At 59.8% G+C, this 23928-nt stretch carries 22 protein-coding genes and 1 tRNA gene; 11 read left to right on the forward strand and 12 right to left on the reverse strand.

All coding sequences use genetic code 11. The features are described from left to right. Positions 1 to 521: 521 nt before the first annotated feature. Positions 522 to 1976: an O-antigen ligase family protein gene (locus OXE05_00005; protein MCY4435701.1), complete on the reverse strand. Its 1455-nt coding sequence runs from the start codon at positions 1974 to 1976 to the stop codon at positions 522 to 524. Positions 1977 to 2521: 545 nt separating this feature from the next. On the opposite strand from OXE05_00005, the gene OXE05_00010 reads away from it, so the two are divergent. Next, complete coding sequence (locus OXE05_00010; protein MCY4435702.1) at positions 2522 to 3325, forward strand: biotin--[acetyl-CoA-carboxylase] ligase; 804 nt, start codon at positions 2522 to 2524, stop codon at positions 3323 to 3325. 786 nt (positions 3326 to 4111) lie between these two features. Here the strand turns inward: OXE05_00010 and OXE05_00015 are convergent. From OXE05_00015 to OXE05_00045, 7 genes are all read right to left on the reverse strand, one after another. Next, on the reverse strand, positions 4112 to 4846 hold the full coding sequence (locus OXE05_00015; protein MCY4435703.1) for a Jag N-terminal domain-containing protein: 735 nt from the start codon (positions 4844 to 4846) through the stop codon (positions 4112 to 4114). After that, complete coding sequence (locus OXE05_00020; GenBank protein ID MCY4435704.1) at positions 4830 to 5906, reverse strand: YidC/Oxa1 family membrane protein insertase; 1077 nt, start codon at positions 5904 to 5906, stop codon at positions 4830 to 4832. Before OXE05_00020 ends, OXE05_00015 begins: the two co-directional genes overlap by 17 nt. Positions 5907 to 6043: 137 nt before the next feature. After that, on the reverse strand, positions 6044 to 6310 hold the full coding sequence (gene yidD / locus OXE05_00025) for a membrane protein insertion efficiency factor YidD (protein MCY4435705.1): 267 nt from the start codon (positions 6308 to 6310) through the stop codon (positions 6044 to 6046). Positions 6311 to 6360: 50 nt separating this feature from the next. Beyond that, the gene (rnpA, locus tag OXE05_00030; GenBank protein MCY4435706.1) at positions 6361 to 6774 is read right to left on the reverse strand and encodes a ribonuclease P protein component; all 414 of its coding nucleotides are present in this window, start codon (positions 6772 to 6774) and stop codon (positions 6361 to 6363) included. Positions 6775 to 6913: 139 nt separating this feature from the next. Continuing rightward, entirely contained in the window at positions 6914 to 7051 is a 138-nt protein-coding gene (gene rpmH / locus OXE05_00035) for a 50S ribosomal protein L34 (GenBank protein MCY4435707.1), read from the reverse strand. 249 nt (positions 7052 to 7300) lie between these two features. Next, complete coding sequence (locus OXE05_00040; protein ID MCY4435708.1) at positions 7301 to 7636, reverse strand: cupin domain-containing protein; 336 nt, start codon at positions 7634 to 7636, stop codon at positions 7301 to 7303. 147 nt (positions 7637 to 7783) lie between these two features. Beyond that, positions 7784 to 8974 carry a Gfo/Idh/MocA family oxidoreductase gene (locus tag OXE05_00045; protein MCY4435709.1) on the reverse strand — a complete coding sequence of 397 codons (1191 nt, stop codon included), beginning with the start codon at positions 8972 to 8974 and terminating at the stop codon, positions 7784 to 7786. 155 nt (positions 8975 to 9129) lie between these two features. On the opposite strand from OXE05_00045, the gene OXE05_00050 reads away from it, so the two are divergent. Next, positions 9130 to 10167: an asparaginase gene (locus tag OXE05_00050; GenBank protein MCY4435710.1), complete on the forward strand. Its 1038-nt coding sequence runs from the start codon at positions 9130 to 9132 to the stop codon at positions 10165 to 10167. Here the strand turns inward: OXE05_00050 and OXE05_00055 are convergent. After that, a complete protein-coding gene (locus OXE05_00055) occupies positions 10121 to 10876 on the reverse strand; it encodes a hypothetical protein (GenBank protein MCY4435711.1) in 756 nt (251 codons plus the stop codon). The two genes, OXE05_00050 and OXE05_00055, sit on opposite strands and share 47 nt — an antisense overlap. Positions 10877 to 11323: 447 nt before the next feature. Here OXE05_00055 and OXE05_00060 point away from each other — a divergent pair. Then, positions 11324 to 11398 (forward strand) — tRNA-Cys (locus OXE05_00060). Between the two features lie 322 nt (positions 11399 to 11720). Here OXE05_00060 and OXE05_00065 read toward each other — a convergent pair. From OXE05_00065 to OXE05_00075, 3 genes are read right to left on the reverse strand one after another with little or no spacing between them, the layout of a single operon-like run. Continuing rightward, positions 11721 to 12509 carry a succinylglutamate desuccinylase/aspartoacylase family protein gene (locus OXE05_00065; protein MCY4435712.1) on the reverse strand — a complete coding sequence of 263 codons (789 nt, stop codon included), beginning with the start codon at positions 12507 to 12509 and terminating at the stop codon, positions 11721 to 11723. Between the two features lie 3 nt (positions 12510 to 12512). Next, positions 12513 to 13121, reverse strand: coding sequence for a recombination mediator RecR (recR, locus tag OXE05_00070; protein ID MCY4435713.1), 609 nt, complete (start codon positions 13119 to 13121; stop codon positions 12513 to 12515). A gap of 37 nt (positions 13122 to 13158) precedes the next feature. Continuing rightward, positions 13159 to 13485, reverse strand: coding sequence for a YbaB/EbfC family nucleoid-associated protein (locus OXE05_00075; GenBank protein ID MCY4435714.1), 327 nt, complete (start codon positions 13483 to 13485; stop codon positions 13159 to 13161). Between the two features lie 202 nt (positions 13486 to 13687). On the opposite strand from OXE05_00075, the gene OXE05_00080 reads away from it, so the two are divergent. The 8 genes from OXE05_00080 to cysS all read left to right on the forward strand — a co-directional run bounded on the left by OXE05_00080 (position 13688) and on the right by cysS (position 23871). Then, positions 13688 to 14857, forward strand: coding sequence for a S1 RNA-binding domain-containing protein (locus OXE05_00080; GenBank protein ID MCY4435715.1), 1170 nt, complete (start codon positions 13688 to 13690; stop codon positions 14855 to 14857). A 128-nt stretch (positions 14858 to 14985) separates the two neighbouring features. Then, the gene (locus OXE05_00085) at positions 14986 to 15657 is read left to right on the forward strand and encodes a hypothetical protein (protein ID MCY4435716.1); all 672 of its coding nucleotides are present in this window, start codon (positions 14986 to 14988) and stop codon (positions 15655 to 15657) included. Positions 15658 to 15701: 44 nt separating this feature from the next. Continuing rightward, on the forward strand, positions 15702 to 18119 hold the full coding sequence (locus OXE05_00090) for an ATP-dependent Clp protease ATP-binding subunit (GenBank protein ID MCY4435717.1): 2418 nt from the start codon (positions 15702 to 15704) through the stop codon (positions 18117 to 18119). 182 nt (positions 18120 to 18301) lie between these two features. Then, positions 18302 to 19747 carry a DNA repair protein RadA gene (radA, locus tag OXE05_00095; protein MCY4435718.1) on the forward strand — a complete coding sequence of 482 codons (1446 nt, stop codon included), beginning with the start codon at positions 18302 to 18304 and terminating at the stop codon, positions 19745 to 19747. A gap of 643 nt (positions 19748 to 20390) precedes the next feature. Continuing rightward, positions 20391 to 21095 carry a 2-C-methyl-D-erythritol 4-phosphate cytidylyltransferase gene (ispD, locus tag OXE05_00100; GenBank protein ID MCY4435719.1) on the forward strand — a complete coding sequence of 235 codons (705 nt, stop codon included), beginning with the start codon at positions 20391 to 20393 and terminating at the stop codon, positions 21093 to 21095. After that, complete coding sequence (gene ispF / locus OXE05_00105; GenBank protein ID MCY4435720.1) at positions 21095 to 21685, forward strand: 2-C-methyl-D-erythritol 2,4-cyclodiphosphate synthase; 591 nt, start codon at positions 21095 to 21097, stop codon at positions 21683 to 21685. Before ispD ends, ispF begins: the two co-directional genes overlap by 1 nt. A gap of 91 nt (positions 21686 to 21776) precedes the next feature. Then, complete coding sequence (gene cysE / locus OXE05_00110) at positions 21777 to 22466, forward strand: serine O-acetyltransferase (GenBank protein MCY4435721.1); 690 nt, start codon at positions 21777 to 21779, stop codon at positions 22464 to 22466. Further along, entirely contained in the window at positions 22432 to 23871 is a 1440-nt protein-coding gene (cysS, locus tag OXE05_00115; GenBank protein MCY4435722.1) for a cysteine--tRNA ligase, read from the forward strand. Before cysE ends, cysS begins: the two co-directional genes overlap by 35 nt. The last annotated feature ends 57 nt before the right edge of the window (positions 23872 to 23928 follow it).

A 23928-nucleotide genomic window follows, 5' to 3' on the forward strand; every position in this document is an offset into this window, starting at 1 on the left:
CAAGGCTGTCCACGAACGCTGCCGCAAACCTGACAGGATGGTCGTCCGGGATCAGTTCCTCCAGCGTCGGCGGCAGCAGCCAGGCCTGTTCACGACTAAACGGTCGCAACGGCATCGTCACTACCTCTCTACCAACTATCCCACCACCTCACCTTGCTCCTCTTCACGCCAGTATACATCCGGTAGAACTACTTTTGAGACAGCCTCCCAGGGAGAGGGAGTAGTTCTTGCGCCTCCGGCCGGGGTTCCGCAACGGTCTCCCCAGGGAGAAGGGGTCTTTTTGCTTGCCGACCTGAGTTGTGCAAGTATCTCCGGTGCAAGCAGTTTTGTCAGTCCCGTACTCGACTCGGGGTCTAAGAATTGAGACCGAGAATTTGCTGCTCCGCCATCCAAACCTGTACGCGGGTTGCCCTACGCGCCGAGCCGGGGGCCTCCACTGGGACAACACAAGCCTTTCTGCCATGGGCAGATGTTGTGTGCAGGTCCTCTTGTTGGGACGCCAGTCGGACTGGGCTGTGCCTCTAGCGCGCCACTTCAGCCGCGCCGCTTGCGGTGGAGCTTTGGTCCCATTGTGGTGAAGATGGGGATTCATCCCTGGCGTTCACGACCGCCAATGCGGAGAGGACCCCAAGGAGTACGCCGAGCAGAATGCCGATACTATGCACGAAGAGACTATCCACGAGACTGTGGGCACAGAAGGCAGCCAGACTGCCCATCAGTCCGAGTGCGAGCAAGCGCCCCCACGCGTCGGAAGTTTGCCGCCAATTGTGAGCGGCCAATCGCCAGGCGAGACCCAAGAAGAGCAGAAAAGCGGTGAGTGTTAGCAGTCCCCCTTCTGCCGCTAGATTGAGGTAGTAATTATGCGCGTGGCCGACGCCGGTCGGCCAGCCGGGCAACGCATAGGTTGCATATGCCTTGGGGTAGTTGCCAATGCCCACACCGAGGAAGGGATTTTCGGCAAACATCTGCCAGCCGGCATACCACTGCGAAACCCGCTCTAAGATAGCCCAGTTGTCAGGGTTCGGTCCGGCGCGCAATTCTTGCACCAGACGCGAGCCATACGTGAACAAATCAGTCACACGGGTTAGCAATGCCTCCGGCACTAACCCAAACACCAGGACAACCAGCGTTCCCGTCATCCCACCGTATGCCAGCGCGATGGCACGCATTCGGTTGCGTTGGCTGTCGAGCAACCAAACCATGCTAAGCGCCGCCAGCGTTCCCAGCCAGGCTCCCCGCGAAAGGCTGAGCGCAATGCCGACTGCCAGTGCGATACTTGCACCCCATCCCAATAGACGTATATTGCCACGGGGTGCTGAGAGCGCTATAGCAAGTGCAATGGGGAGAATCAGCGCCAGGTAGCCCCCGTACGGGTTGGGTTGCCCAAACGTGCCGTGGGCCCGCATCAGAATGCCTCCGGCGAGAAAGTGCGGCGGGCCGATCCGGAACGCTACCTGAAGCAAGCCGATGCCAACCTCTGCCAGGGCAACGAACAACAGCACCCCGACCAATGCAGCGAGCACGCGGCGGCTACGCACCGTCGTGGCGGTGACAAGGTAGATCACAAAGAGCTCGGCCCACTTGCTAACCTCTTTTATGCTCAGCAACAGACTGTCCGCGGCGAGCGCGGAGAGTCCCATTGGAATTAATACAATGATGATGGGTATAGTCAAAGATGGCAGCGAGGGCGTGGACCACCGCCCCACGAGCATACCGGCGAGCCAGGAGAGACCGATGAGCGCGACAAGGGGCTCGTTGACCGTTATGTCAACATTGTCCGGAAGGCTGATTGTACGGATGCTGCCAAAGGGAACAGTCAACAGGAGCATGCCGACACCCAAGACCGGATAGGCAAAGACGGCCACAGTCCCCGCCACCGCGCCGATTGTCAGAAGCGCCCATAAAGGAGGCAGAAACCACGCCACCAGGAGCGCGGCGAGCACGCCGCAGAAACCAAGCAAACGCCATATTTGCATTGAAAGGCGTTGCCGAGCGTAGATCCGTTCGGAGAGCGCGGTGCTGTACTTGATCATGGTGTTCACTATAGCACGGGGCGGAGCGGTGATCGGAAAGGCACGAGGGAAGTGCGGTAGTCGTTTGCGACCGGCTGTTATGCGCTGTGACTTGGAGAATCTTTACTTGAGTTTGATAGTTGAGAGGATGAGCCCGGATTAGGGATAAATTTGCCTGGCCCTGGCGCTTTCGCGCATCGGGGCGAGAACTGTGAGGCTAATGTCGGCCCAAGTTCGTCAGAATGGTTGCGTTGCACACAGACGCCACTGGGAGCGATATCCGGCAAAGCGAAAACCACCCCTCACCCCGACCCTCTCCCCAGGGAAAGGGAGCAAGGCGACGGAGGGAGCTACGCAAGGAAAGAGGTTTATTCTTTTCCTTGCGACCAGGGCAATACAAGATTCTCCCCAGGAAGTAGAAGATTCCCCATGTCCGATCAAGTACGTACTGGAGGATTCTTGGAGCACAAAGCAAATCACGTCACTGCTTGCCAAAAGCAGCAAGAGCAGTGAGCACTCCGACCAAGTCCGACAATGAACCGCTGCGCTGGCGGGAAGTGGCCCAGGCGGTGCGGCAGCAACAGATAGGCCACAGCATAGTCTATCGCACGGAAGTAGATTCCACGATGGAAGTCTGCCATGCACTGGCACGCGCCGACGCTGAGTCCGGAGTGGTTGTGGCGGCCGACTCCCAGAGTGCCGGGCGGGGCAGGCAAGGCCGGGCTTGGCACGCGCCGCCCTCTACCTGTCTGCTCTTTTCCGTACTCTTGCGGCCGACACTGAAGCGCGATCAGTGGTTGCACGCGCTATGGCCGCTGGCGGTGGCGCTGCAAGAAGCCACGGAGCACGTAACCGGCCTGCGCGCAGCGATCAAGTGGCCGAACGACCTCATTCTATGCGGCAAGAAGCTCGGGGGGCTGCTCGCAGAGACCACGGCGGACGCCGTGGTAGTCGGCGCGGGCCTCAACGTAAACTTTCCCGCAGGAGCCCTCTCGCTCGACCAACCGGTTGCCACGGTTTCAGACGCGCTTGGCCGTCACGTCTCCCGCGAAGAACTCTTGGTCGCCAGCCTTCGTTCGTTTGACCGTTGGTACCGTCGCTGGCTTGCGGCGCCCGACGAGGTGTGGCAGGCCTGGCGAGACGGCGCGTATTTGATCGGTCAGCCTGTGGACGTATCCGTTGGCGGGAACACGTTCAGCGGAATCGCGGAGGACCAGGACCGCAAAGGGCGCCTCTGCGTCCGCGCAGCCGATGGGCGCGTGCGTCGATTCACGGCAGGGGATGCGAGCGTCCGCCCAATCCGTGCGCGGTAACGGCACGGGGAGCATGCCTGCGGCTGACCGGGTGGTGTGCCACTCCCGGATTGGGAGAGTATGCGGACCCATCGAGCGGCGCGGTGTCCCAGGAACGAAGGATTCTATCCTGCGCTCACCAATAGCAAGCTATCGCGCCACTCTACCAAACAGTCGGAAATAGGCTGGACCGGCACCGACTTCCCTCTCGCTAGCTGACCCTTGCGCAATTTTGACGAGGGCGTGCAAATTGGCTGGAATAGCGAAGATTCCCCTCTCCCCAAGAGGCCGTCTCATAATTCCGCTACAGAGCACGGTAGGTAAAATGAGGAAAGCAGCCAAGTGGCGGATCGTATTGACAGAGTGGTAACAGTGATGGAACCGGTAGCTTGAAAGCTTGATGCGACGCCCAGAAAGCAACAAACGTCTATCTCAAGACCTCGCTTAGCCTCTCTGCACGGCAGTATACTTCGGTAAGGCCAATTATGAGACAGCCTCCCAAGGAGAGGGAGTCCATTCGCCTATAGACTTGAGTTATGCAAGGGTCTCCCCAGGGAGAGGGAGTGTTCTCACCTGTAGACTTGAGTTTTGTAAGGGTCTTCCCTGGGTGAGGGAGTGTTCTCGCCTGGAAGCCTGCGCAATGCAGAAACCTCCCCAGGACGAGGGAGGTCTCTTCATCAGCAGGGACAACAAGCTGTGCAAGGCATGCCCCGTACGTGGTACGGGGCTGTCTTCGACGGAGAGTTGGATTGGACCCCAATCAGGGTTGATCGAGGAGAACCCGGAATGGGACAGTTGTTCGAGCTGCTACGCCTGCGCCTCGGCCTCCGGCTGTTGGAGTTCGATGACGACGCGCCGCTCGTCCCCGGTGCCGGTGGAATGGGTCGAGACGTCGTCGTCTTCAGCGAGGGTCAAATGGATGATGCGTCGCTCGTGGGGCGGCATCGCCTCCAGCGTGATTGCCTTGCCGTTTTCGCGAACCAGGTCTGCCAGACGGCGGGCCATACCGGTGAGCAATTCCTCACGGCGCTGGCGATAGCCGCCAATGTCGACCACGACGAGATCGTGCTCGCCAAGCTGTTTCGTCAGCATAAGATTGAAGAGGAATTGGATCGAACGCAGCGTGGTGCCGCGCTTACCGACAAAAGTGTCAGTGCCATCGCCGGAAACGTTGAGTCGGAGTGGCTCGGTTCCGGTCACCTCAACTGTGACGGTGCTGCCAAGATGGTGGAAGAATTCGCGGAGGAGTTCCGTAGCATCGTCAAGCTGTTCCTGCGCCAGCGGCAACTCCGGGGTCTCCGGCGCCGGTTCGGGGGCGGCCGCTTCCGCAGGAGTTTCTTCCTCGTCTGTCTCGTCAGCAGCGCCTTCCGGTTTCAATTCCACGAGCACGCGGGTTTCTTCACCGCCAAGGCCGAAGAGACCTCCGGAGCCCGCGCTAATGACCCGAACGGTCACAGCATCGCGTGAGGCACCGAGTTCCTCGAGGGCGTTCTGAATTGCATCTTCGACTGTTTTGCCGGTTGCTTCAACGCTTTCCGCCACCTTTTTTCTTCTCCCTCTTGCGCGACCTTGATCTGCCAGTGTTGGGCGCTTCTTTGGCAGCGCCTTCTCCCTGGTCGTCGGCATCATCCAGGCCGAGTTCTTGTAGAGTCGTTTCGGTGAGGTCGGGTATGGACGAACGTTTCACTCCCCCAAATGATAACCCACCCAGGAGTCCGCCGGGACGCTCCGGCGCCACCTCTTGCTGACTCTTTGCGGGTGCTTGGGGCGTCTTCTTTTGGCCGTCTATCTTGGTCGCTGGCGGGGCAGCGGGCGATTGCGCCGGTTTGGCACTTTGGCTGTTGCTGTTCTGGGCAACCGCTGCCGGCGCCGTTGCCGGTACGTTCAGGCCCTTGTCCCGCATGATGAACCACTGCTGCCCGATGCTGAAAACATTGGAAACCACCCAATACAGGGCAAGACCCGATGGAAACTGCATAGCAAAGAAGACAATCATGATGGGCATGAACTGCATCACGTTCTGGATCATCTGCTGCTGCGGGTCTTTGGTCATTCGATTCATCATCATGCGTTGCACGACCCACTGGGTGGCGCCGGCGGTGAGCGCCAACGCGCCGGGCAGCTTGAACGGCAAGTCAACGCCCGGCGGCAGCCAAACGTCGGGTACGGCCAAGTCGGAAAGCCATAGGAATGCCATCTCCAGGCCGGCCATCGTCACTTCGTCGTTTGTCACACCAATGATGGCCCAGTAGAGTGCGAACAGTACGGGCAACTGGGCTAGTTGTGGCAGACATCCCATGAGCGGATTAACGCCGTGCAGCTTGTAAAGCTCCATCTGGGCCTGTGCCATGGCTTGACGGTCACCCTTATGTTGTCTCTGCAATTCCTTCAGGCGGGGCGACAACAACTGCATGCGACGTGAAGAGCGCAGACTTGTCACACTGAGCGGAAAGAGAATGAGACGTACGATGACTGTGAAGATCATGATGGCAATGCCAAAGCTCGGCACGCCCGCGTATTCGGTCAGATCGTAAAGACGGAGCAAGCCGCTTTGGAGGCCACCAACGAGTATGTCGTTCCAGAGTGTGCCGAAAAATTCCACTGGAACCGCTTTCTCTTCCTAAGTGTTGCCGGGATACTTGATATTGTCTCTGTGCCTACCCACCACGGCTGTCACCGGGGTGATTCGCGGCACCCACGAGCGCGGTGTCATCCAACCTGCCGCTTTGTGTTTCTACTCTACGTCCGCCGCGTTCGGCTGCTCACGGCAGCGTCATCGCGAGCAATCTCGGGCACCGGATCGGCGCCGCCGGGATGGAACGGGTGGCACCGCGCGACGCGCTTGATGCCCAACCAGCCGCCCAGGAGCAGTCCATGCTCCACGATTGCGTCGTAGCAGTACTCCGAGCACGTAGGCGCGTACCGGCAGCTTGGCGGCAGCAGCGGCGAAATCGCCAGCCGGTATCCTTGAATGAGCCGCAGCGCAACCGAACTGCCGAGGGACACGAGACATCTTCTCCCGGTTTCTCAATCTTTCGAGGCCCTGTCGGCAAGTCCTACTCTTGATGCGCCTTGCACTCCGAGGGCAGCAGATGTGCGCGCATGAGCACGGCATGAACATGCCGGTGAAGCTCCCAGAACGAAACCCTGACTGCGTCTCGACGGGCAATGAATACAAGGTCCATGCCCGGTCGTATGTGAGGATAGTGCTTGCGCACAGACTCACGCAGCCGCCTCCGGACACGGTTTCGGGTTACAGCATTGCCAAGACGTTTCGAGGTAATGAAACCGCACCGGCTGAGCGAGAGGTGGTTCGGTTGGACTATGAGTCTAACAGTTTGCGCCGACCTAGTCGCAGCCGCCGACCTAGTCGCAGCCGCCGACTTCGTCGCAGGCTTCGACCTTGTCGTAGGCGGCGACCACGCCTTGCCCTGGGTCAGGACAAACGTAAAATCACGTTGTTTCTTAATCTTCTCCGTTTGGTTCGATCCTCATGCGGAGCCTTCTCGACGGCCCTGCGCTTTAGCGCCTCTCGCCTTCGCGCTTCCATCAAGGGACACGCGGCAAACGCGTGCGTTACACGAAAAGGAAAGAGAAGGTCAAGCAGGCTCAGACGGTAAGCCGTGTGCGATGCTTATCTCGTCTGTGCTTTAGGATTCGTCGCCCCGCTCGCGTGGACATGCGCGCACGAAACCCGTGCCTGCGCAGCCGTCGCCGCACTTTCGGTTGGTAGGTTCTCTTCGGCATTCAGAATTATCCTTCTTTCCTTTATCTGACTTTACTATAACATTCCGCTGAATCTACGGTCAAAGCACCGCTTGCCGCCCCACGAAAAGCGGTCGCTCCACTCTTTCACGGCAGGTTCTCTTCTACCCGCCCACCAAGTTCGCGCGAGACTCGCTCCTGCGAGCAGGCAAAGACTGAGAGTGCGGCGCGAGCGGCAGGACGACGGCTACCGCAGACTTAGTCTTCCAACGTGTAGCGATAGGCGGAAAACTACCCGCTGGTGCGGATAACCAGATATGTCATCGGGAACTCGCCACTGTTGCGCAGACCGTGGCGCGTGCCCTCCGGCGCAAAGAGCGCTGCCATGGCTTCCATCGGATGTTCCTCCTCGCCCAGGGTCGCCATGCCGCTGCCGGAGATGAGAAACATGATCTCTTCGCCGCCATGCTCGTGCGGCGGGTGCGCTGCCTCACCCGGATTAATGGAAGAGAGGTGGAGTTGCAGGACCTCTGCGCCGGCTTCCTCGCCTACAAACGGCAAGGAGAAACCGCGTTCGTGAACGCGTTTGCGCGCTTCGTCCCACGAAATAACGACCGGCTGTTTCATAAGTGTCATCCTTTCAACATGCCTACCGTGCGGCGTGGTACTCTCTCTTCCTCCCGCTTGTCACTCCAACGCGCCCAACCGACCATTGCGCAGGTTGCACACCTACGCTACCGGAGTACAGTCGCCCCAACGCGCATCGGGTCCAGCTTAACCGCGCGGATAGAAAGTGTCCACGAGACGGTCTACGTCCGTCGGCTCGCAACCGTACTTCTCCGTGAAGCTCTCATGGACTTTCTCTTCATATTGTGTGGTCTCCTGCAGGGGGAATGAAATGGTCGTCCGATCCTTCCCACCGGACTCCAACATCGCGATGTCCATCTCCTGGTCGAGCCGCGCGGCGTGCGCGCCATACGCGGGCTCGGCGTCTTCCCGCACTGCCGTAGCGATGCTCAGCAGTTCGTCGGCTACTTGCACCTGATTCTCGGTCAAGGAATACTGCTGGAAGGGATTTTCCCACGTAACGCGCCGGTCGGGGAGCGCCACCTCGAGGCGCTCGAGGACTTCTACGCCGTCTCGCTCGCTCGTAATGCGCTGCGGCAGGACCGGTGTGCTTTGAGCGCCCGAAAGCAGTTCGTCGGCGGGAACGGCGTGGATTTCGTCGCCCACGATTGCGCCGTGAGTTCCGTCAATCTGCGAGCAGCGAAAGGCCCCGCGACCAAGGGACCGGGCATGGATAACGTTGGAGTACGCAGAGAGCGCCGTCACCCCGTTCGCAAAATCAATGATGCCGATGGAGAGTCTTTCGCTCTCGTGGTGACGCAGCATGCGGTCGATGATCGGCACCACCGGGCTGGTATGGGAAACACCCATCACCGCCGTGGGGTCCGCCCCCGCCCAAAGGCGGAGGACGCTCATGCCGTGGTAGCCGCCCTCCTCGAAGATGCGATAGATGCGGCTGACAGTGCCGATAGCGCCGGAGTTGATAACTTCCTGCTTGAGGCGGATGAGCGGCTGGCGGTAGTAGTTCTCCGCCACTTCCAGCTTCACCCGGTTTTGTTGTGCCGTCTCGATCATCAAGTCGGCGAGTGGCAGAGTCCTCGCGATTGGCGTCTCCACGATTTGGTGGATGCCGTGTGTCGACAGAAAGCAACTCAGCGCATGGTGGGCGTCGCCGGGCACCACCACGTCGGCAATGTCTAACGATTCGTTCGCTACAAGCTCTCGCGCAGAGGTGTATGCTCTGCACCCATACCGCGCCGCCACCTCTTGGGCCCGCTCCTCCGTGGCGTCGCACACGGCCACGAAGTTGAATACATCATCCAGCGCAGCAAGCACCGGAGCGTGGGCCCCCGCGCCCCGGCGCCCGGCGCCGACCAGAGCGATATTGAGACGTTCCATGGTTTCGGCCTCCTTACCTTAAACTAACTGGGAGCTACTTACAGTCTAGTCCGCAACGGTCTCAGGATGGATGCCTGGCATACGTACGGTGTCAGTCACGTTACCGTTATTCTATGGTACGCTGGCAAATGTTGAAAGGGACAGAGGAGATGAATATGCAAGAGCCGTTGTATATTGAGGTTACGCGCGGCGCGCTTGTAGAGAGCGTACATCGTGCCCACGCTGCGGTCGTGGATAACGCCGGAAACCTTCTGTACGCCGCTGGTGATCCGGAGAGAGTTACGTTCTTGCGCTCGTCGGCAAAACCGATCCAAGCACTCGCCATGGTCGAGAGCGGCGCCGCAGGACGATTTGGTTTCACAGACCGTGAAGTTGCGGTGATGTGCGCGTCGCATTTTGGCGAGCCGTTTCACGTAGCTGCCGTGCAAAGCATTTTGCAGAAGATTGGCTTGGATGAAGAAGCATTGGCGTGCGGCACGCACGCACCCACTCACGCGCCGAGCGCGGAGGCGCTGGTCCGCGCGGGCGAGTCTCCCCGGAAGATTCACAATAACTGTTCCGGCAAGCATGCCAGCATGCTCTCGCTCTGCCGGCACGCCGGGTGGAACATTGAAGGCTATACCGCACCCGACCATCCGGTGCAGGTGCGCCTACGGAAGGTTCTGGCGGAGATGGCCGGGGTTCCCACGGAGGATGTTTACGTTGCCGTAGACGGCTGCAATGCGCCGGTATTTGCCATTCCGCTCCGCAACATCGGCCGCGCATTCGCTCAGTTAGCACAGCCTGCCGCCGTCTCACCAAACCGGGAGGCCGCGATCCAACGTATTTCGCAAGCAATGCGGGCTCATCCGGAAATGGTGTCCGGCACGAACGGCTTTACCACGAACCTCATGCGCGTGGCGGGTGACAACGTGGTGTCAAAGAGTGGCGCCGAAGGGCTCTTCTGCGCAGGCGCCCTGTCCCAAGGCTGGGGCGTCGCGGTCAAGATAGAAGACGGGGATGCTCGCGCCCACCCGGTGCTGGTGCCCGAACTCCTCGCTGCACTGCACGTCATCGACTCCGGTCAACGCGATCGACTGCGCGAACTGCACGCTCCGGGGGTCCTTAATACCGCTGGGGTCACGGTGGGAGCAATACGACCGCACTTTACGCCAACGGGCGAAATATTGTCCAAAGTAGCAATGCCCAGGTAATTGCGCCGACCGTTCCGTATTCGAACACTACCGCCATGCCCATTCTCTTGGCGCGGTACGCGCGGGCCAATCCAAGCACCACGTGGACGTGCAGCAAGAGCGCCAGCGCCTCTTGGAACGCCGGCAGCGGCCAAAAGCTCAGCGCCCACGTGATCTCGCCCACGATCAGAGCCGTCAACAAGCTGTATGTTTGAATTGCGGCCCGGGGCATACGTTCGCGAAACAGTATAGACATGCTCCCAGCGTGCGCGGCGATGGCGGCAAGCGCCGCCTGCAAGACGATATTGATATTCCACGTATCGAGTGTGACAAAGAGCATGGCAATCGCGACGTAAACGGTCGCTTGGTTGGGCCATGTGATTGAGCGCCGCGCACTGTAGTAGCGACTCTGGTGGTAGTCCATAATCGCCAGGAAAAAGAGGACGCCGAACAGGGCGCTGCCGATGAGAGTTGCGCGTTCGTCGGGGATCGTGCGCCAGAACAGCGCGCTTGCCAAGGTGAGCAAGAGCGGCGCTAACATCCATGCCGACTCTTCACGCCGGGCTCCCACGATTTCTCGCAATGCGGCAAGCACGACACCGAGCAGGACGAACACGGCAACGATCAGCAGCGGCATGGTCGCGCGCGACGTGAGCAGTACGCCAACGGTAGCAATCGCGCTCAATACGATAAGCCGGTCGAAGAGGAGCCGCTGATACCAATTCTGCACGTTGTTTGTCTACTCCCTAGGGAGACCTCTGCATAGCCCTTGCCGGGGCGGGGAAATCCCCTCTCCCGGCGGAAGCCTGTGCGCAACCCTTCCCAAGGCGGGAACGTCCCCTCTCCCGGTGGAAGAGGTTAAGAGCCTGCCCCGTACTCGTTACAGCGTATCGACACGTTACGGGGATGAGGGAAAATACCCGCAAGCCAGGCGCTTTCTTGCCGATGTTGCTCATCTATGTATGGATCCTATAGGTAAGAGGGACGGGATTAGGCAGAAATCCCCTCACCCCTGCCCTCTCCCCCAGGGAGAGGGAGTAGCTCGTACGCCTCTGGCCTAAGGTACGCACAGGTCGCTTAGAGGCAGGATAGCACGTTTTTGCTTTTGACTTGGTGCACTTCCAAGACTATACTTTAGGTGAAAGAGACGCGGGAGAATTCCCTTCTTACAGAAGACGGCGACGTAGCCAAGTGGTAAGGCGAGGGTCTGCAAAACCCTTATACAGCGGTTCGATTCCGCTCGTCGCCTCCAGCGGTCTTGCCATTGCAGGCACAGTAAGCAATTTGCTCGAAGAGCGCCCGGCGAGGCGCTTTTTCATTTAACGCTGTTTACGATACAGGCTCACTGTTGATGTCGCTTCGCGATCGGCAACAGCAGAATTGGATGGAAGATAACTCTCCGTGCCAACCGCAGGTACCCAGTCTGTGGCTGCTTCTGCTATTCGCGCTGCGCCCTGGTCTTTCCGCCCTTCCGGTCTCAAACGGACTCCACCTGAAGCCGTGTCCGACAGAGCACCCCGCCTGAACGGCTCAACTTGAGGAATCTGCGCGCCGGCCGGCAAGCGATCGTAATCCTACACGAGGAATGATCGCAGCACGTGGCGGAGGGCGACCTGCTGCTGGCGGATACGGTCGGTCAAGGGTTGTAGGCCCGGCGTTTCAAATCCCACCACGCGCCGAATGACCCCGTGCCGCAGAAGTGTCGGTTCGAGGGCGCCGGAACGGCTGGCGCGCACGGAACCGGGGTTAGACACGACGAGGCCGCTGCGATTGTAGTTGCCGTCCACGTGGTCGCCCCTGCAGACGGCGTACCCGTGGGACTCGAGGGTATCCAGCAGCGCGACGTCATCAGCGACAATCCGCGCAAAGAGAGTGCGCTCCCGCATGCCGCTTTCATACATGTAGAAGCACTGGGAGGTCACATCTTCGTGCAGCGAGACGAGCAGCTCCGCTCGGTGCTGCAGGAGATAATTCAGGACGATCTCGTTCTCGGGCTGGGCAGTGGGACGCTCGAAGTGGCGGTTGAGGTCTACGACGCCGTTGCCGCGAATGCCGCGCGCATAGCCGATTGGATTTATGAGAGGCAAGAAGATGAAGCGGATGTGCTGCGCCGCGGCATGGTTAGCCTCATCCTCCCAGAATTGAAGCAGAGCGAGCGGCCCGGCAATCTCATCACCGTGCGTGCCGGCGAGGACAATGGCGCTACGTTCGCCATCGCCTACCGCTCCGGCGTAAATCGGGAAACGAATGCCAAATCGCTCTACCGCGCCTATTTCGGTGAATGAAAACTGGGGAAACCGGGCAGCGAGCGCCTGGTACCGGTGGACAAGCTCCCATACACGGTTTGGATCGCGGCGGGGCATAGCTTAGGCGTTATCCTGACGCCCTTGCAAGGCGCTTGCTATGGTCCCCTCGTCGGCGTATTCGAGGTCTGCGCCGGTCGGCAAGCCCCGCGCCAGCCGCGTAACGCGCGTGGCGAACGTCGCGGAAACCTGAGCCACGTAGCTAGCCGTCGTGTCGCCTTCGTGGTCGGCGTCCATGGCGAGAATCAATTCCTCTACCGGTTGCGCTTGCAACCGCTGGACGAGTTCAGCGATTCTCACGTCTTCCACGTTGCGGCCTTCCAACGGCGACAAGGAGCCGTGCAGAACGTGATAGAGACCGGCGTAGAGGCCGGTTCGCTCGATTGCCAGGAGGTCCAGCGGCTCTTCGACGACGCAGATGCGACTCCGGTCGCGGTCCGGGTCCTGACAAATAGGACAGGGATCGTGCTCACTGAGATTGAAACAACGCGAGCACCAGACCGTCTGAGCGCCCAGATTCTCGAGGGCTGTCGCGAGGTTGCGGGCGAGATCCGGAGATGAGCGGAGCAAATAAAACGCCAGTCGTTGTGCTGTACGGGGGCCGATGCCGGGCAGCCGGGATAGCTCTTCGATGAGCCGAGCTACGGGCGCGGGGAGGCTCATCCGGGCCATCGCTACGCTGTCTCCTTAGATTGAGAATACGGTGGCGCTACGTCAGACCGGGAATATTCATGCCGCCCGTAACGGCGGAAAGACGGCGGCCCGCAAGCTCCTGCGATTTGCCCACGGCATCATTGACAGCGGCGACGAGCAAGTCCTGCAACATGGCAACGCCCTCTTCGTCTACCTCACCCTCCGGGGTGACGGTGGACTCCAGGACGTCGGGTAGGATTTCGATGGCATGCACTTTCTGATGGCCGGTCATAACGACCTTGACCGCTCCGCCACCGGCGGTGCTTTCTACCAACTCTCTTTCCAATTCTTCCTGGATTTTCGTCATCTTTTGCTGCATCTGCCGCAGCATCTTCATCGACATGCGCAGTTCTCCTCAATGGTGGCTGTGTATTCACAGCATACCAGATGGGCAGCAGGACGAATAGGCACGAAACTGTTCTTTACTTTTCCGTCTGACAATGCCTATAATGGTGCCAGGCCACAATACGTGTGTGGGCATGATGTGTCTTTGCCAAAAGAGTAAAACGTGAAGAGGGTGAAGGTAACCAGTGCAAGAATCACCAATGACAGAAGTTCCGATGACGATGGAGTCCTTGCTGAGCGAGATTGAAAGTTCAATTCGCACAGTGCGGCGCGGCGACGTGGTTGAAGGCGTTGTCGTGCAGTCTGCCTCTGATGAGATCATGGTGGACATCGGTCTCAAGGCAGAAGGAATTGTCTCCGGCAGGGAACTCGCGCGCATGGATGAAGCGCTCGACATGAGCGTGGGTGAGAAAGTGCTGGTGTACGTAGTAAACCCTGAAACCGCTGAAGGTCATGCGTTGCTTTCCATCCGGCGCGCGATGGCAGAACGTGCCTGGCGGGAGATCGAAGAGCGATACAACAACGGCGAAATCCTGGAAACCTCCGTTATCGACGCCAACAAAGGCGGCGTGATCGTAGACATCGGGTTGCGCGGTTTCGTGCCCAGTTCCCAGCTTGTTTCGTTGGAACGACCGCCGAACCGGGATGCGAGTGAGGAAGACCTCTTGGCGCGCCTCTCCGAGCTTATCGGACGGGAACTAAAGCTCAAGATCATCGAAGTGGACCGGCGCCGAAACCGGCTGATTCTCTCCGAACGCCTGGCGGAACGTGAGATGCGCGCGCAACAGCGCGAGCAGTTGCTCAAGGAACTCGAAGTAGGCCAGACACGCGAGGGCGTGGTGAGCAACCTTTGCAGCTTTGGCGCGTTCGTAGACTTGGGCGGCGCCGACGGCCTGGTGCACATTTCTGAGATTTCCTGGAGCCGCGTGGAGGACCCAAGTGAGGTGCTGGGCGTCGGCGAGCGCGTAAATGTCAGCGTACTCAGCCTGGACCATGAAAGTAAGAAGATCGGCCTCTCCATTAAGCGCACGGAAAAAGACCCCTGGGAAGGCATTGAGGCACGGTATCCCGTAGGCAGAGAAGTGCCTGGCATCATCATTAAGATTGCCCCCTTTGGCGCATTCGTGCGTGTTGAAGACGGTATCGAAGGACTGGCGCACAATTCCGAAATGACGCCGGAAGGGCGAGACCTCTTGCAGGAAGGCTATGAACTCACATTCCGGGTACTCAGTGCCGATCCGCAACGTCATCGCATGCGCCTATCACCCATAGACTTGGAAGAGAAGCTTGGGCACTTGATGGATGAGGCCGACGACGAGGAACCTGAGCACACCGAATTAGAGCCTGCATCCGAAGCACAGGACGACTAAGCAAGAAAGAGAAAGAGTCGATCAGGCACATAACTGCCACTGTTCCCATGTGATGTGGCAAGTACGGCGGGGCCGGCTTCTACGAAGAAGACTGCGACAATGGAGCCAGGAGTATTGTCGTGAGTCCTATGTTCGACAAATTTACGGTTCGGGCGAAGCGGGTTCTCATGTTTGCGCACGACGAGTCTCGCCGCCTTAATCACGACTATATTGGTACGGAGCACTTGCTCCTTGGCTTGGTGCGTGCCAAGAAAGGGAGCGCCGCGAAGATGTTGGCCGGCATGGGGGTGGATCACGCCACAGTGCGCGATGCGGTAAAGTCAGTTACGGAACGGGGAACACATAGCGTTGTTGGCGACATAAGCCTCACAAAGCGCGCCAAGAAGGTAATTGAACATGCCGCCGAAGAATCACACCTGATGGGACACGACTATATCGGCTCCGAGCATATTCTCTTGGGTCTCGCGCGTGACACCAACAGCACAGGCGCAAGGCTCCTAAGCGACATGGGAGTGGGGCCGGACAAGATACGCGGCGCCGTGGAGTTTGCCGCTGAACGTGGGAAGCAGATCAAAGCATCCCAGCTCAGCTTTACTCCGGGCGCAAGCAAAGCACTTGGGTTAGCAGCGGAAGAGGCGCGCCGGTTAGGGCATAGCGAAGTTGGCACCGGGCACCTGCTCCTTGGTCTTGCAAGCGAAGGCGAAGGGCTCGCGGCCGGTGAACTGCAGGGCCTCGGTGTGGACCTGCAAAGGGTGCGCCGACAGGTAAGACAGGCGGTCAGCCAAGGAGAAGCATCGTGAGTCCCCTGTTCGACAAATATACGGATCGAGCGAAGCGGGTTCTCATGCTTGCGCAAGAAGAGGCGCGCCGCTTCAACCACAATTACATCGGCACCGAGCACCTCCTGCTGGGCCTCGTGCGCGAAGGCGAAGGCATTGCCGCGAAGGTGCTCTATGACATGGGCGTGGACCTCACCAAGGTGCGCAGTGCCGTGGAGTTTATCATCGGCCGCGGCGAGCGCGTGAACGTCGGTGACATCAGCCTGACACCCCGCGCGAAGAAAGTCATCGAGCTTGCGGCAGAAGAGGCCCGACGCTTGGGTCACAACTATATTGGCACGGAGCACTTGCTGCTCGGCTTGGTCCGCGAAGGCGAGGGAATCGCGGCCGGCGTGCTGGAAAGCCTGGGCGTGAGTCTGGAAAAGGTCCGGCAGAAGGTCATCCAATCGGTGAGTCAGCAGCCCTCGCGTCCTATCCAAGAGAGCAGCGGACGCCAGTCTTCTTCGCGCACTCCCCTTATCGACCAGATGGGCATCGACCTCACGGCTGCGGCGCGTGCAGATAAACTCGATCCAGTGATCGGGCGCCAGCAGGAGATCGAGCGCGTCGTGCAAATCCTCTCCCGCCGCACGAAGAACAATCCGGCACTAATCGGTGAACCCGGCGTCGGCAAGACGGCCATTGTGGAAGGTCTGGCGCAGCGGGTCGTGTCGGGCGACGTGCCGGAAACGTTGCTCGGGAAACGCCTGCTCACCCTCGACATTGGCGCGCTCGTTGCCGGCACGAAGTACCGCGGTGAATTTGAAGAACGCCTCAAGAAGATCCTCGAGGAAATCCGTGGTTCCGGTGACTGTATGCTCTTCATCGATGAGTTGCATACTCTCGTTGGCGCCGGAGCGGCGGAAGGCGCGGTGGACGCCGCCAACATCCTCAAGCCCGCGCTGGCGCGCGGAGAACTGCAGTGCATCGGCGCGACCACATTGGACGAATACCGCAAGTACATCGAACGTGACGCAGCGCTGGAGCGACGCTTCCAACCGGTGCACGTGCGCGAACTCGACATTGAAGAAACGATTTTGGTGCTCCAGGGCGTTAAGGAACGCTATGAGGAACACCACAAAGTTCATATTACCGATGATGCCGTCAAAGTAGCGTCAGAGATGTCCGGCCGCTACGTGACCGACCGCTTCCTACCGGATAAGGCGATCGACTTGATCGATGAGGCGGCTTCCCGCGTGCGTATCCAACAAGCCAACACCTCCAACGCGCTGCGCAACGCGGTTAAAGACCTCGACGGCGTCGTGCGCGAAAAAGAAGACGCCATTGAGAGTCGTCAGTATGACGAGGCGGTTGGGCTGGGCGAAAAGGAAGCGGAACTGCGCAAGAAGATCGAAGACCTCGAGTCGGATTGGCCGAACACCGAAGAGAAGTGGCCCGAAGTTACAAAAGAGGACGTGGCGACTGTGGTCTCCATGTGGACGGGCATCCCGGTCACGCGCATCGCCCAAGAGGAATCGGCACGACTGCTCCACATGGAAGAGAACTTGCACGAGAAGGTGGTGAGCCAGGAAGAGGCCATCAGCAACGTATCCAAAGCCGTGCGGCGGGCCCGTGCCGGCCTGAAAGACCCCAAGCGGCCGATTGGCTCCTTCATTTTCGTCGGACCCACAGGCTCCGGCAAGACCTACCTCGCCCGAGCGCTGGCGGAGTTTATGTTTGGCAGCAGCGACGCCATGGTCCGGCTGGATATGTCGGAGTACATGGAGAAACATACGATTTCTCGTTTAGTCGGCGCGCCGCCAGGATACGTGGGGTACGAAGAAGGCGGCCAACTCACCGAGGCGGTGCGACGGCGCAGCTACTCGGTGGTGCTCCTGGACGAGATCGAAAAGGCCCATCCCGACGTCTTCAACGTGCTGCTCCAAATCATGGAGGACGGTCGGCTCACCGATGGCAAAGGCCGCACGGTAGACTTCCGCAACACTATCCTCATCATGACCTCCAATGTGGGCGCGCACCTCATCAAACGCGACGCCGCCGTCGGCTTCCGGCTGGAGGCCAACGACCTGCGCAATGAGGGACAACTCTACAAAGAGATGCGGGAACGCGTGATGGCGGAAATCAAGAAGACATTCCGGCCTGAATTCCTCAATCGCGTGGATAGCGTGGTGGTGTTCCGTCACCTCTCAAAAGAGGACATTATCAGCATCGTTGACATTCAGCTCGACGAAGTGCGGGCGCGCCTCACGGAGCAAGAGATTACGTTGGAAGTTACCGACGAGGCCAAAGAACTGCTGGTGGAACAGGGCTACGACCCCGATAACGGAGCGCGGCCGCTCCGGCGTGTAATTCAGAATTTGATTGAAAATGAACTCGCGGAAGGACTGCTGGCGGACAAATTCCACGCGGGCGATACGGTCGTGATTGACCGCGAAGGTGAAGAATTGCGCCTGGAAGTGCGCATGCTTGTGGAACAAACGTAGTCCGACCGTACAATCTTCTGTTGCACGAACAATAAGCAGCCCGGCGCAAGCCGGGTTGCTGGCGTTAAGCCGGCTGGGAGTGTGGCGGGGCCGCTTTCGCTACAATATATGAGACGGCAGAAGCAGAGGTGGGCATGGAGCCTGCCGGCGCACAGAAGTAAGAATCCAGAATAGGGCAGCCGGTGAGCAAGTCCAAGAGCGTGTATGTCTGCCAGCAGTGCAGCTACGAATCCCCAAAGTGGGCGGGACAATGTCCTTCCTGCCAAAGCTGGAATAGCCTGGTGGAAAGCGTGCAGCGCGAGGGCGGGGCGGGCACTTCACGTTCAAGGCGCCGACCGCTTGCTGGCGCACCGCAGGCACAAAAGCTGCAGGACATTCCTCCCAGCGACCTCATCCGCATTCCGGTACCGATCGGCGAACTCCACCGGGTCCTGGGCGGCGGGCTGGTACCGGGGAGCGCCGTGCTCCTCTCCGGCGACCCGGGGATAGGGAAGTCCACGCTCTTGCTGCAGTTTGCGCTCGCATTGGCGCACGCCGACCGGCCGGTGCTCTATGTATCCGGTGAAGAGAGCGCGGCGCAGATACGCCTGCGGGCGACGCGGCTCGGTCTCGACCCGCAGGAGCTCTACGTACTTGCCGAAATCGGCCTTGCGGACATACTGGATTCTATCGCTGACGTGCGGCCCGGTCTCGTCATCATTGATTCGATTCAAACTCTGGTAAGCGCGGAGCTCACCGGCGTACCGGGCAGCATCGGTCAGGTGCGGGAGTGCGCCTCCCAGTTGGTCGCCTTGGCAAAGCAGACTGGGATTACGCTATTCTTGGTCGGTCACGTTACCAAAGAAGGCAACGTGGCCGGACCGAAGACGCTGGAGCACATGGTGGACACGGTGCTCGCGTTGGCCGGCGACCAGCACCACAACTACCGCATTCTCAAGGCGACCAAGAACCGCTTCGGGTCTACGAACGAAGTGGGCATCTTTGCCATGCAGGAGCGGGGGTTGGTGGAAGTGCCCAACCCCTCGGCGGCCTTTCTGGCAGAGCGGGAGCCGATTCCGGGGTCTGCCGTCGCCGCGCCCTTGGAGGGTTCCCGGCCGCTCCTCGTCGAGGTGCAAGCGCTCGTAACGTACAGTCCGCTGGCGGTGCCGCGCCGCATGGCGAACGGCTTCGATCAGAGCCGCCTGCACATGCTGATTGCGGTGCTCACCAAGCGGGCGGGCTTGCGCTTGGCCGATCAGGACGTCTACGTTAACGTGGTCGGCGGCCTGGAGTTGGATGAACCCGCCGTAGACCTTGCCGTCTGCTTGGCAATTGCCTCCAGCGTTGCAGACGTGGCGCTGCCGGGCGATCTGGTTTCAATTGGTGAAGTGGGGCTGGCCGGTGAATTACGCAGTGTCTTCAAGCTGGAAGAACGTGTACTCGAAGCGACGCGTCGCGGCTACAACCGGGCCCTGCTGCCGCGCGCGAGCAAGCTTGGCGCGCTTGGAGATGCTCGCCCCGATCTTTCCCGCGCCGAGAGCGTGCGGCAGGCGATCCGTCTTGCCTTGGGCAAGACGCCAACGGAGAGCCGAAAAGGTCAAAATGGAGGTGCGCGTGAAGGCACGGAAGAAGCCGCTGCCCACCGGTGATAAGATGAGCGCTCAAGGTTCAATGTGAGCGCAAGCGAAGCCGCGCACACTAGCGAAGCTACACACACTAGCGAAGCTGGGCACACTAGCGGAACTCGGCTTATTTGTCATTTCGAGCGCAGCGAGAAATCTAAGGCGCTCAACCGCATTCACTTTGCCTCTGTATTCTCTAACGTCGGAACGTCAGTTGCTCTGGGCAGAGCTAGCTTCCCGCTTGAGTTAGTGTACAGATGGTGTCAAACAGATTGGTTCCCGTTTTCGCGGGAATTGTAAATGTCAGGTAATTCGTTGACAGATTTGAGAACAAAAGCAGCTGAACGCAGTAATCTACATGAACAGTACACATGTCATTCCGAACAGAGCGCAGCGAAGAGTCGCTAAGAGCGCGGAATCTAAGATGTTGAGCCTATTGGGCGACACGTTGCATGGGCCCTAGATTCCGCGAACAGGGTTCGACGCTCCGCTCGGAATGACATGCACCGTCAACTCCTCAGAATGGAAAGCGAATTCTGTCAACGAATAACTCAACACTTACAGGAAAGACTCACAGGCTTGAATGCTATTGTCATAGCAAAGACGAACTATCTTCCGAGCGTGCAATGCAACGTAGCCGACGCATTCCCGTCGAATGAGGTCCAGGCTCGTGACGAACTCCGGTCTTGCAGCAATCATCGTCGGCGGCGGCCGCAGCAGCCGCATGCAAGGGAGCGACAAGCTCTATGTCCCCCTTGGCGGGCGACCGGTGATTGCCGTGACCGTGGAGGTCTTCGAGTCGGCTGCGGTGGTCGACACCATCGTACTGGTCGTGGCGGCCGACCGTGTCGTGCACTGCCGAAAACTCGCCCACGAGCGAGGCTGGAACAAGATTAAGACTGTGTGTGCGGGCGGAGCGAGCCGCAGCCATTCGGTAGCCAACGGCCTGCACGCGCTGCAAGAAACACCGGCGGCGTACGTAGCCGTACACGACGCAGCGCGTCCTTTTGTAACCTCGGAACTCATTGCGCGCGGCCTGAGCGCAGCGCAGCAGCATGGTGCGGCGGTCCCAGGGATACTCTGTGCCGACACCATCAGGCGCGTCGACGAGCACGATAAAGCCCGCGAGACGCTCCCGCGCAGCGCCTTGCGTGCCGTACAAACGCCGCAGGTCTTCGCGCGCGCTTTACTTGAGCGGGCGTATGCAGAACAAGAGGCGAACTTGGACTCTTTCACCGATGATGCGGCAGTGGTGGAGTCTATGGGCGCCCCCGTCCATGTGGTGACGGGGGACTATGGTAACATGAAAATCACCACGCCGACGGACTTGGCATTCGCCCAATGGCTGGTGCAACGGAGCGATGGAGAAGCCTAATGGAGGCCGGGCAGACGGAAACGGCGCCTGCCGAACGGAATGAGAGTGAGGCGACTACTCGCGCACCGGTAATCCCACCGCTTCGCATCGGCGTTGGCTACGACGTTCACCGTCTTGTACCCGCTCGACTGCTCGTGCTCGGAGGCGTGCGTGTGGCGCACGAACTGGGTCTCGCGGGGCATTCGGACGCCGACGTATTGGTGCATGCGATCATGGATGCGCTGCTCGGGGCGGCGGGACTGCCCGACATCGGTCGTCAATTCCCCGCGGACGATCCGCAGTACCAGGACGCTGATAGCTTGCAATTGTTGGATGACGTGCGTAAGCTACTGACTGAACAACAATGGCGTGTCGTCAACGTAGATAGTACAATCTTGGCACAAGCACCTAGGCTCGCAAGCTATATCCCTGAGATGCAATCAAACCTTGCCGGGACGCTGGGTGTAGAAACAGTGAACATAGGTATCAAAGCCACTACCACAGAAGGACTTGACGCCATCGGTGCCGGCCACGGCATCGCGGCGCATGCCGTGGCGCTCCTTATGCACGACCCATCGCTACAAGACTGCGCGTGTATCTCGCCCCGCTAGGGGCTTTTGGCGATCGCGCACGGGCTGAGAGCTCAGTCTGCGCGGTCCAATGTTCACTGATGCGCAGTGTTGAGACGAGGGGATTTTTCTCATGAGCATACTCCGTGCGCTGCGGCAGGACATTCGTGTGACGCTCGAGCGTGACCCTGCCGCGCGCAACGTAATCGAAATCATTTTGGCCTATCCAGGCGTGCACGCTATCTGGTTCTATCGCCTTACCCACGCGCTGTGGCAATTGGACGTGCCGGTCGTGCCGCGTTTTATCTCCCATATCGCTCGCTTTCTCACCGGCATTGAGATTCATCCGGCGGCACAGCTCGGCCCAGGCCTCTTCATCGATCACGGCATGGGGGTCGTGATTGGCGAGACCGCGAAGATTGGTGAAAATGTCACTCTCTACCAGGGCGTCACCCTGGGTGCGCAGACGCTGCATACCGGCAAGCGCCATCCCACCTTGGGCAACAACGTTGTGGTAGGCGCGGGAGCGAAAGTCCTGGGGCCGGTGACAATTGGCGAAGACTGCGTCATTGGCGCGGGAGCCGTTGTCCTCAATGACGTGCCGCCCCATGCCACCGTGGTGGGCGTGCCGGGTCACGTGGTGGCGATGCGCGATCCCCACACAGGCGAGAGCGCGCGGGTGGTTCAGCCCGATCCCATGGCCGAAGCGCTCTACGCCCTGCAGAAACGCGTCGTAGACTTGGAGGCGCGGCTAGCGCGCTTTGAGAATGGTGGAGCGCCGGCAGAGCATGAAGAGTCGCTGGAGAGATGCCGTGACGCTTAGCATATCCAATACGCTCGGCGGCCAAAGAGAGCCGTTCGCGCCCCTCGACGGCAAGAACGTCAAGATGTACGTGTGCGGTATGACGCCCAAGCGTGAGCCGCACATCGGCCATGCGCGGCTTTTCGTCGCTATGGACATGATTCGACGCTACCTTGCCTACCAAGGCTACGAAGTCCAGCACGTGCAAAACATCACCGACGTGGACGATAAGATCATCGCGGCGGCGGAACGCGAGGGCGTGACGCCGGATGAAGTAGCGCAGATGTATACGGACGCCTATGACGCGGTGATGGGCAACCTGAACGTGCTGCGGGCCCATGAGTTCCCCAAGGTTACCAAGACCTTGCCGCAGATTATCGCTATGATCGAGGGCCTGATTGAAAAGGGGGCAGCGTACACGGCCGAAGAGGCGGTGTATTTCTCGGTCCCGGGCTTTGCGGAGTACGGCGCGCTTTCTACCCGGACGGAGGAGAGCGGTATCCAGGCCGGCGCTTCCGGACGCGTGGATGATGAGCCGGGCAAGCGCGACCCCCGTGACTTTGCTCTGTGGAAGCCGGCGAAGCCCGGCGAACCCTGGTGGCAGAGCCCGTGGGGCCAGGGTCGTCCCGGCTGGCACATCGAGTGCAGCACGATGATTTATGAAACGCTCGGCGAGCAAATCGACATACACGGCGGCGGCGCGGACCTCATCTTCCCCCACCACGAGAATGAGATCGCGCAGAGTGAAGCGTTTACGGAGAAAGTCCCGTTCACCAAGTACTGGCTCCATACCGGTCTGCTGACGATCAACGGCCAGAAGATGGCGCACTCGCTCGGCAACTTCATCACGATCGAGGACATTCTCAAAGAGTACAGCGGGCCGGTGCTGCGGCTCTACCTGCTCTCCGTACACTACCGTTCGCCTCTCACCTATTCATCGGACAGCCTCGATCAAGCGCGGTCCGGCATGGCGCGCTTGACCGGCGCGTTGCGTGTGCAGGCCGGGGGCAGCGGCAGCACCGATGCCTTACTAAGCCAGGCAACGCAGCAGGCCGAGACCGGCTTCTTTGCCGCCATGGACGGCGATTTCAACTCCGCCGGCGCTCTGGGGCAACTCTACGAACTCGTGCGCGAGATCAACCGTTTGGGGGCTGAGGCGCGGCCGTCCACCCTGCAGGCCGCTCAGGAGACGCTGGTGAACCTGGCCGATATCTTGGGTATTGACTTGCAAGAGATGCTGGAGGCGGAAATGGCGACCGGTGACGGTGACGCCGCCGGATTCATTGACCTGCTTGTGGAGCTGCGTTCCGACCTGCGCCAGGAAAAGCAATTCGCGCTGGCGGACAAGGTGCGGGATGAGTTAGCAGCACTTGGCATCGCCCTGGAAGATACCCCCGCCGGTACGGTCTGGCGGCGGACGTCGTAGCCTGGACGACGTGCCCCGACTGCGTTCTCAGCAAATGTAGGCATCACTCTAGGAAGC

Source organism: Chloroflexota bacterium (assembly GCA_026710945.1).
In the GTDB taxonomy this organism is placed as follows: Bacteria; Chloroflexota; UBA11872; order VXOZ01; family VXOZ01; genus VXOZ01.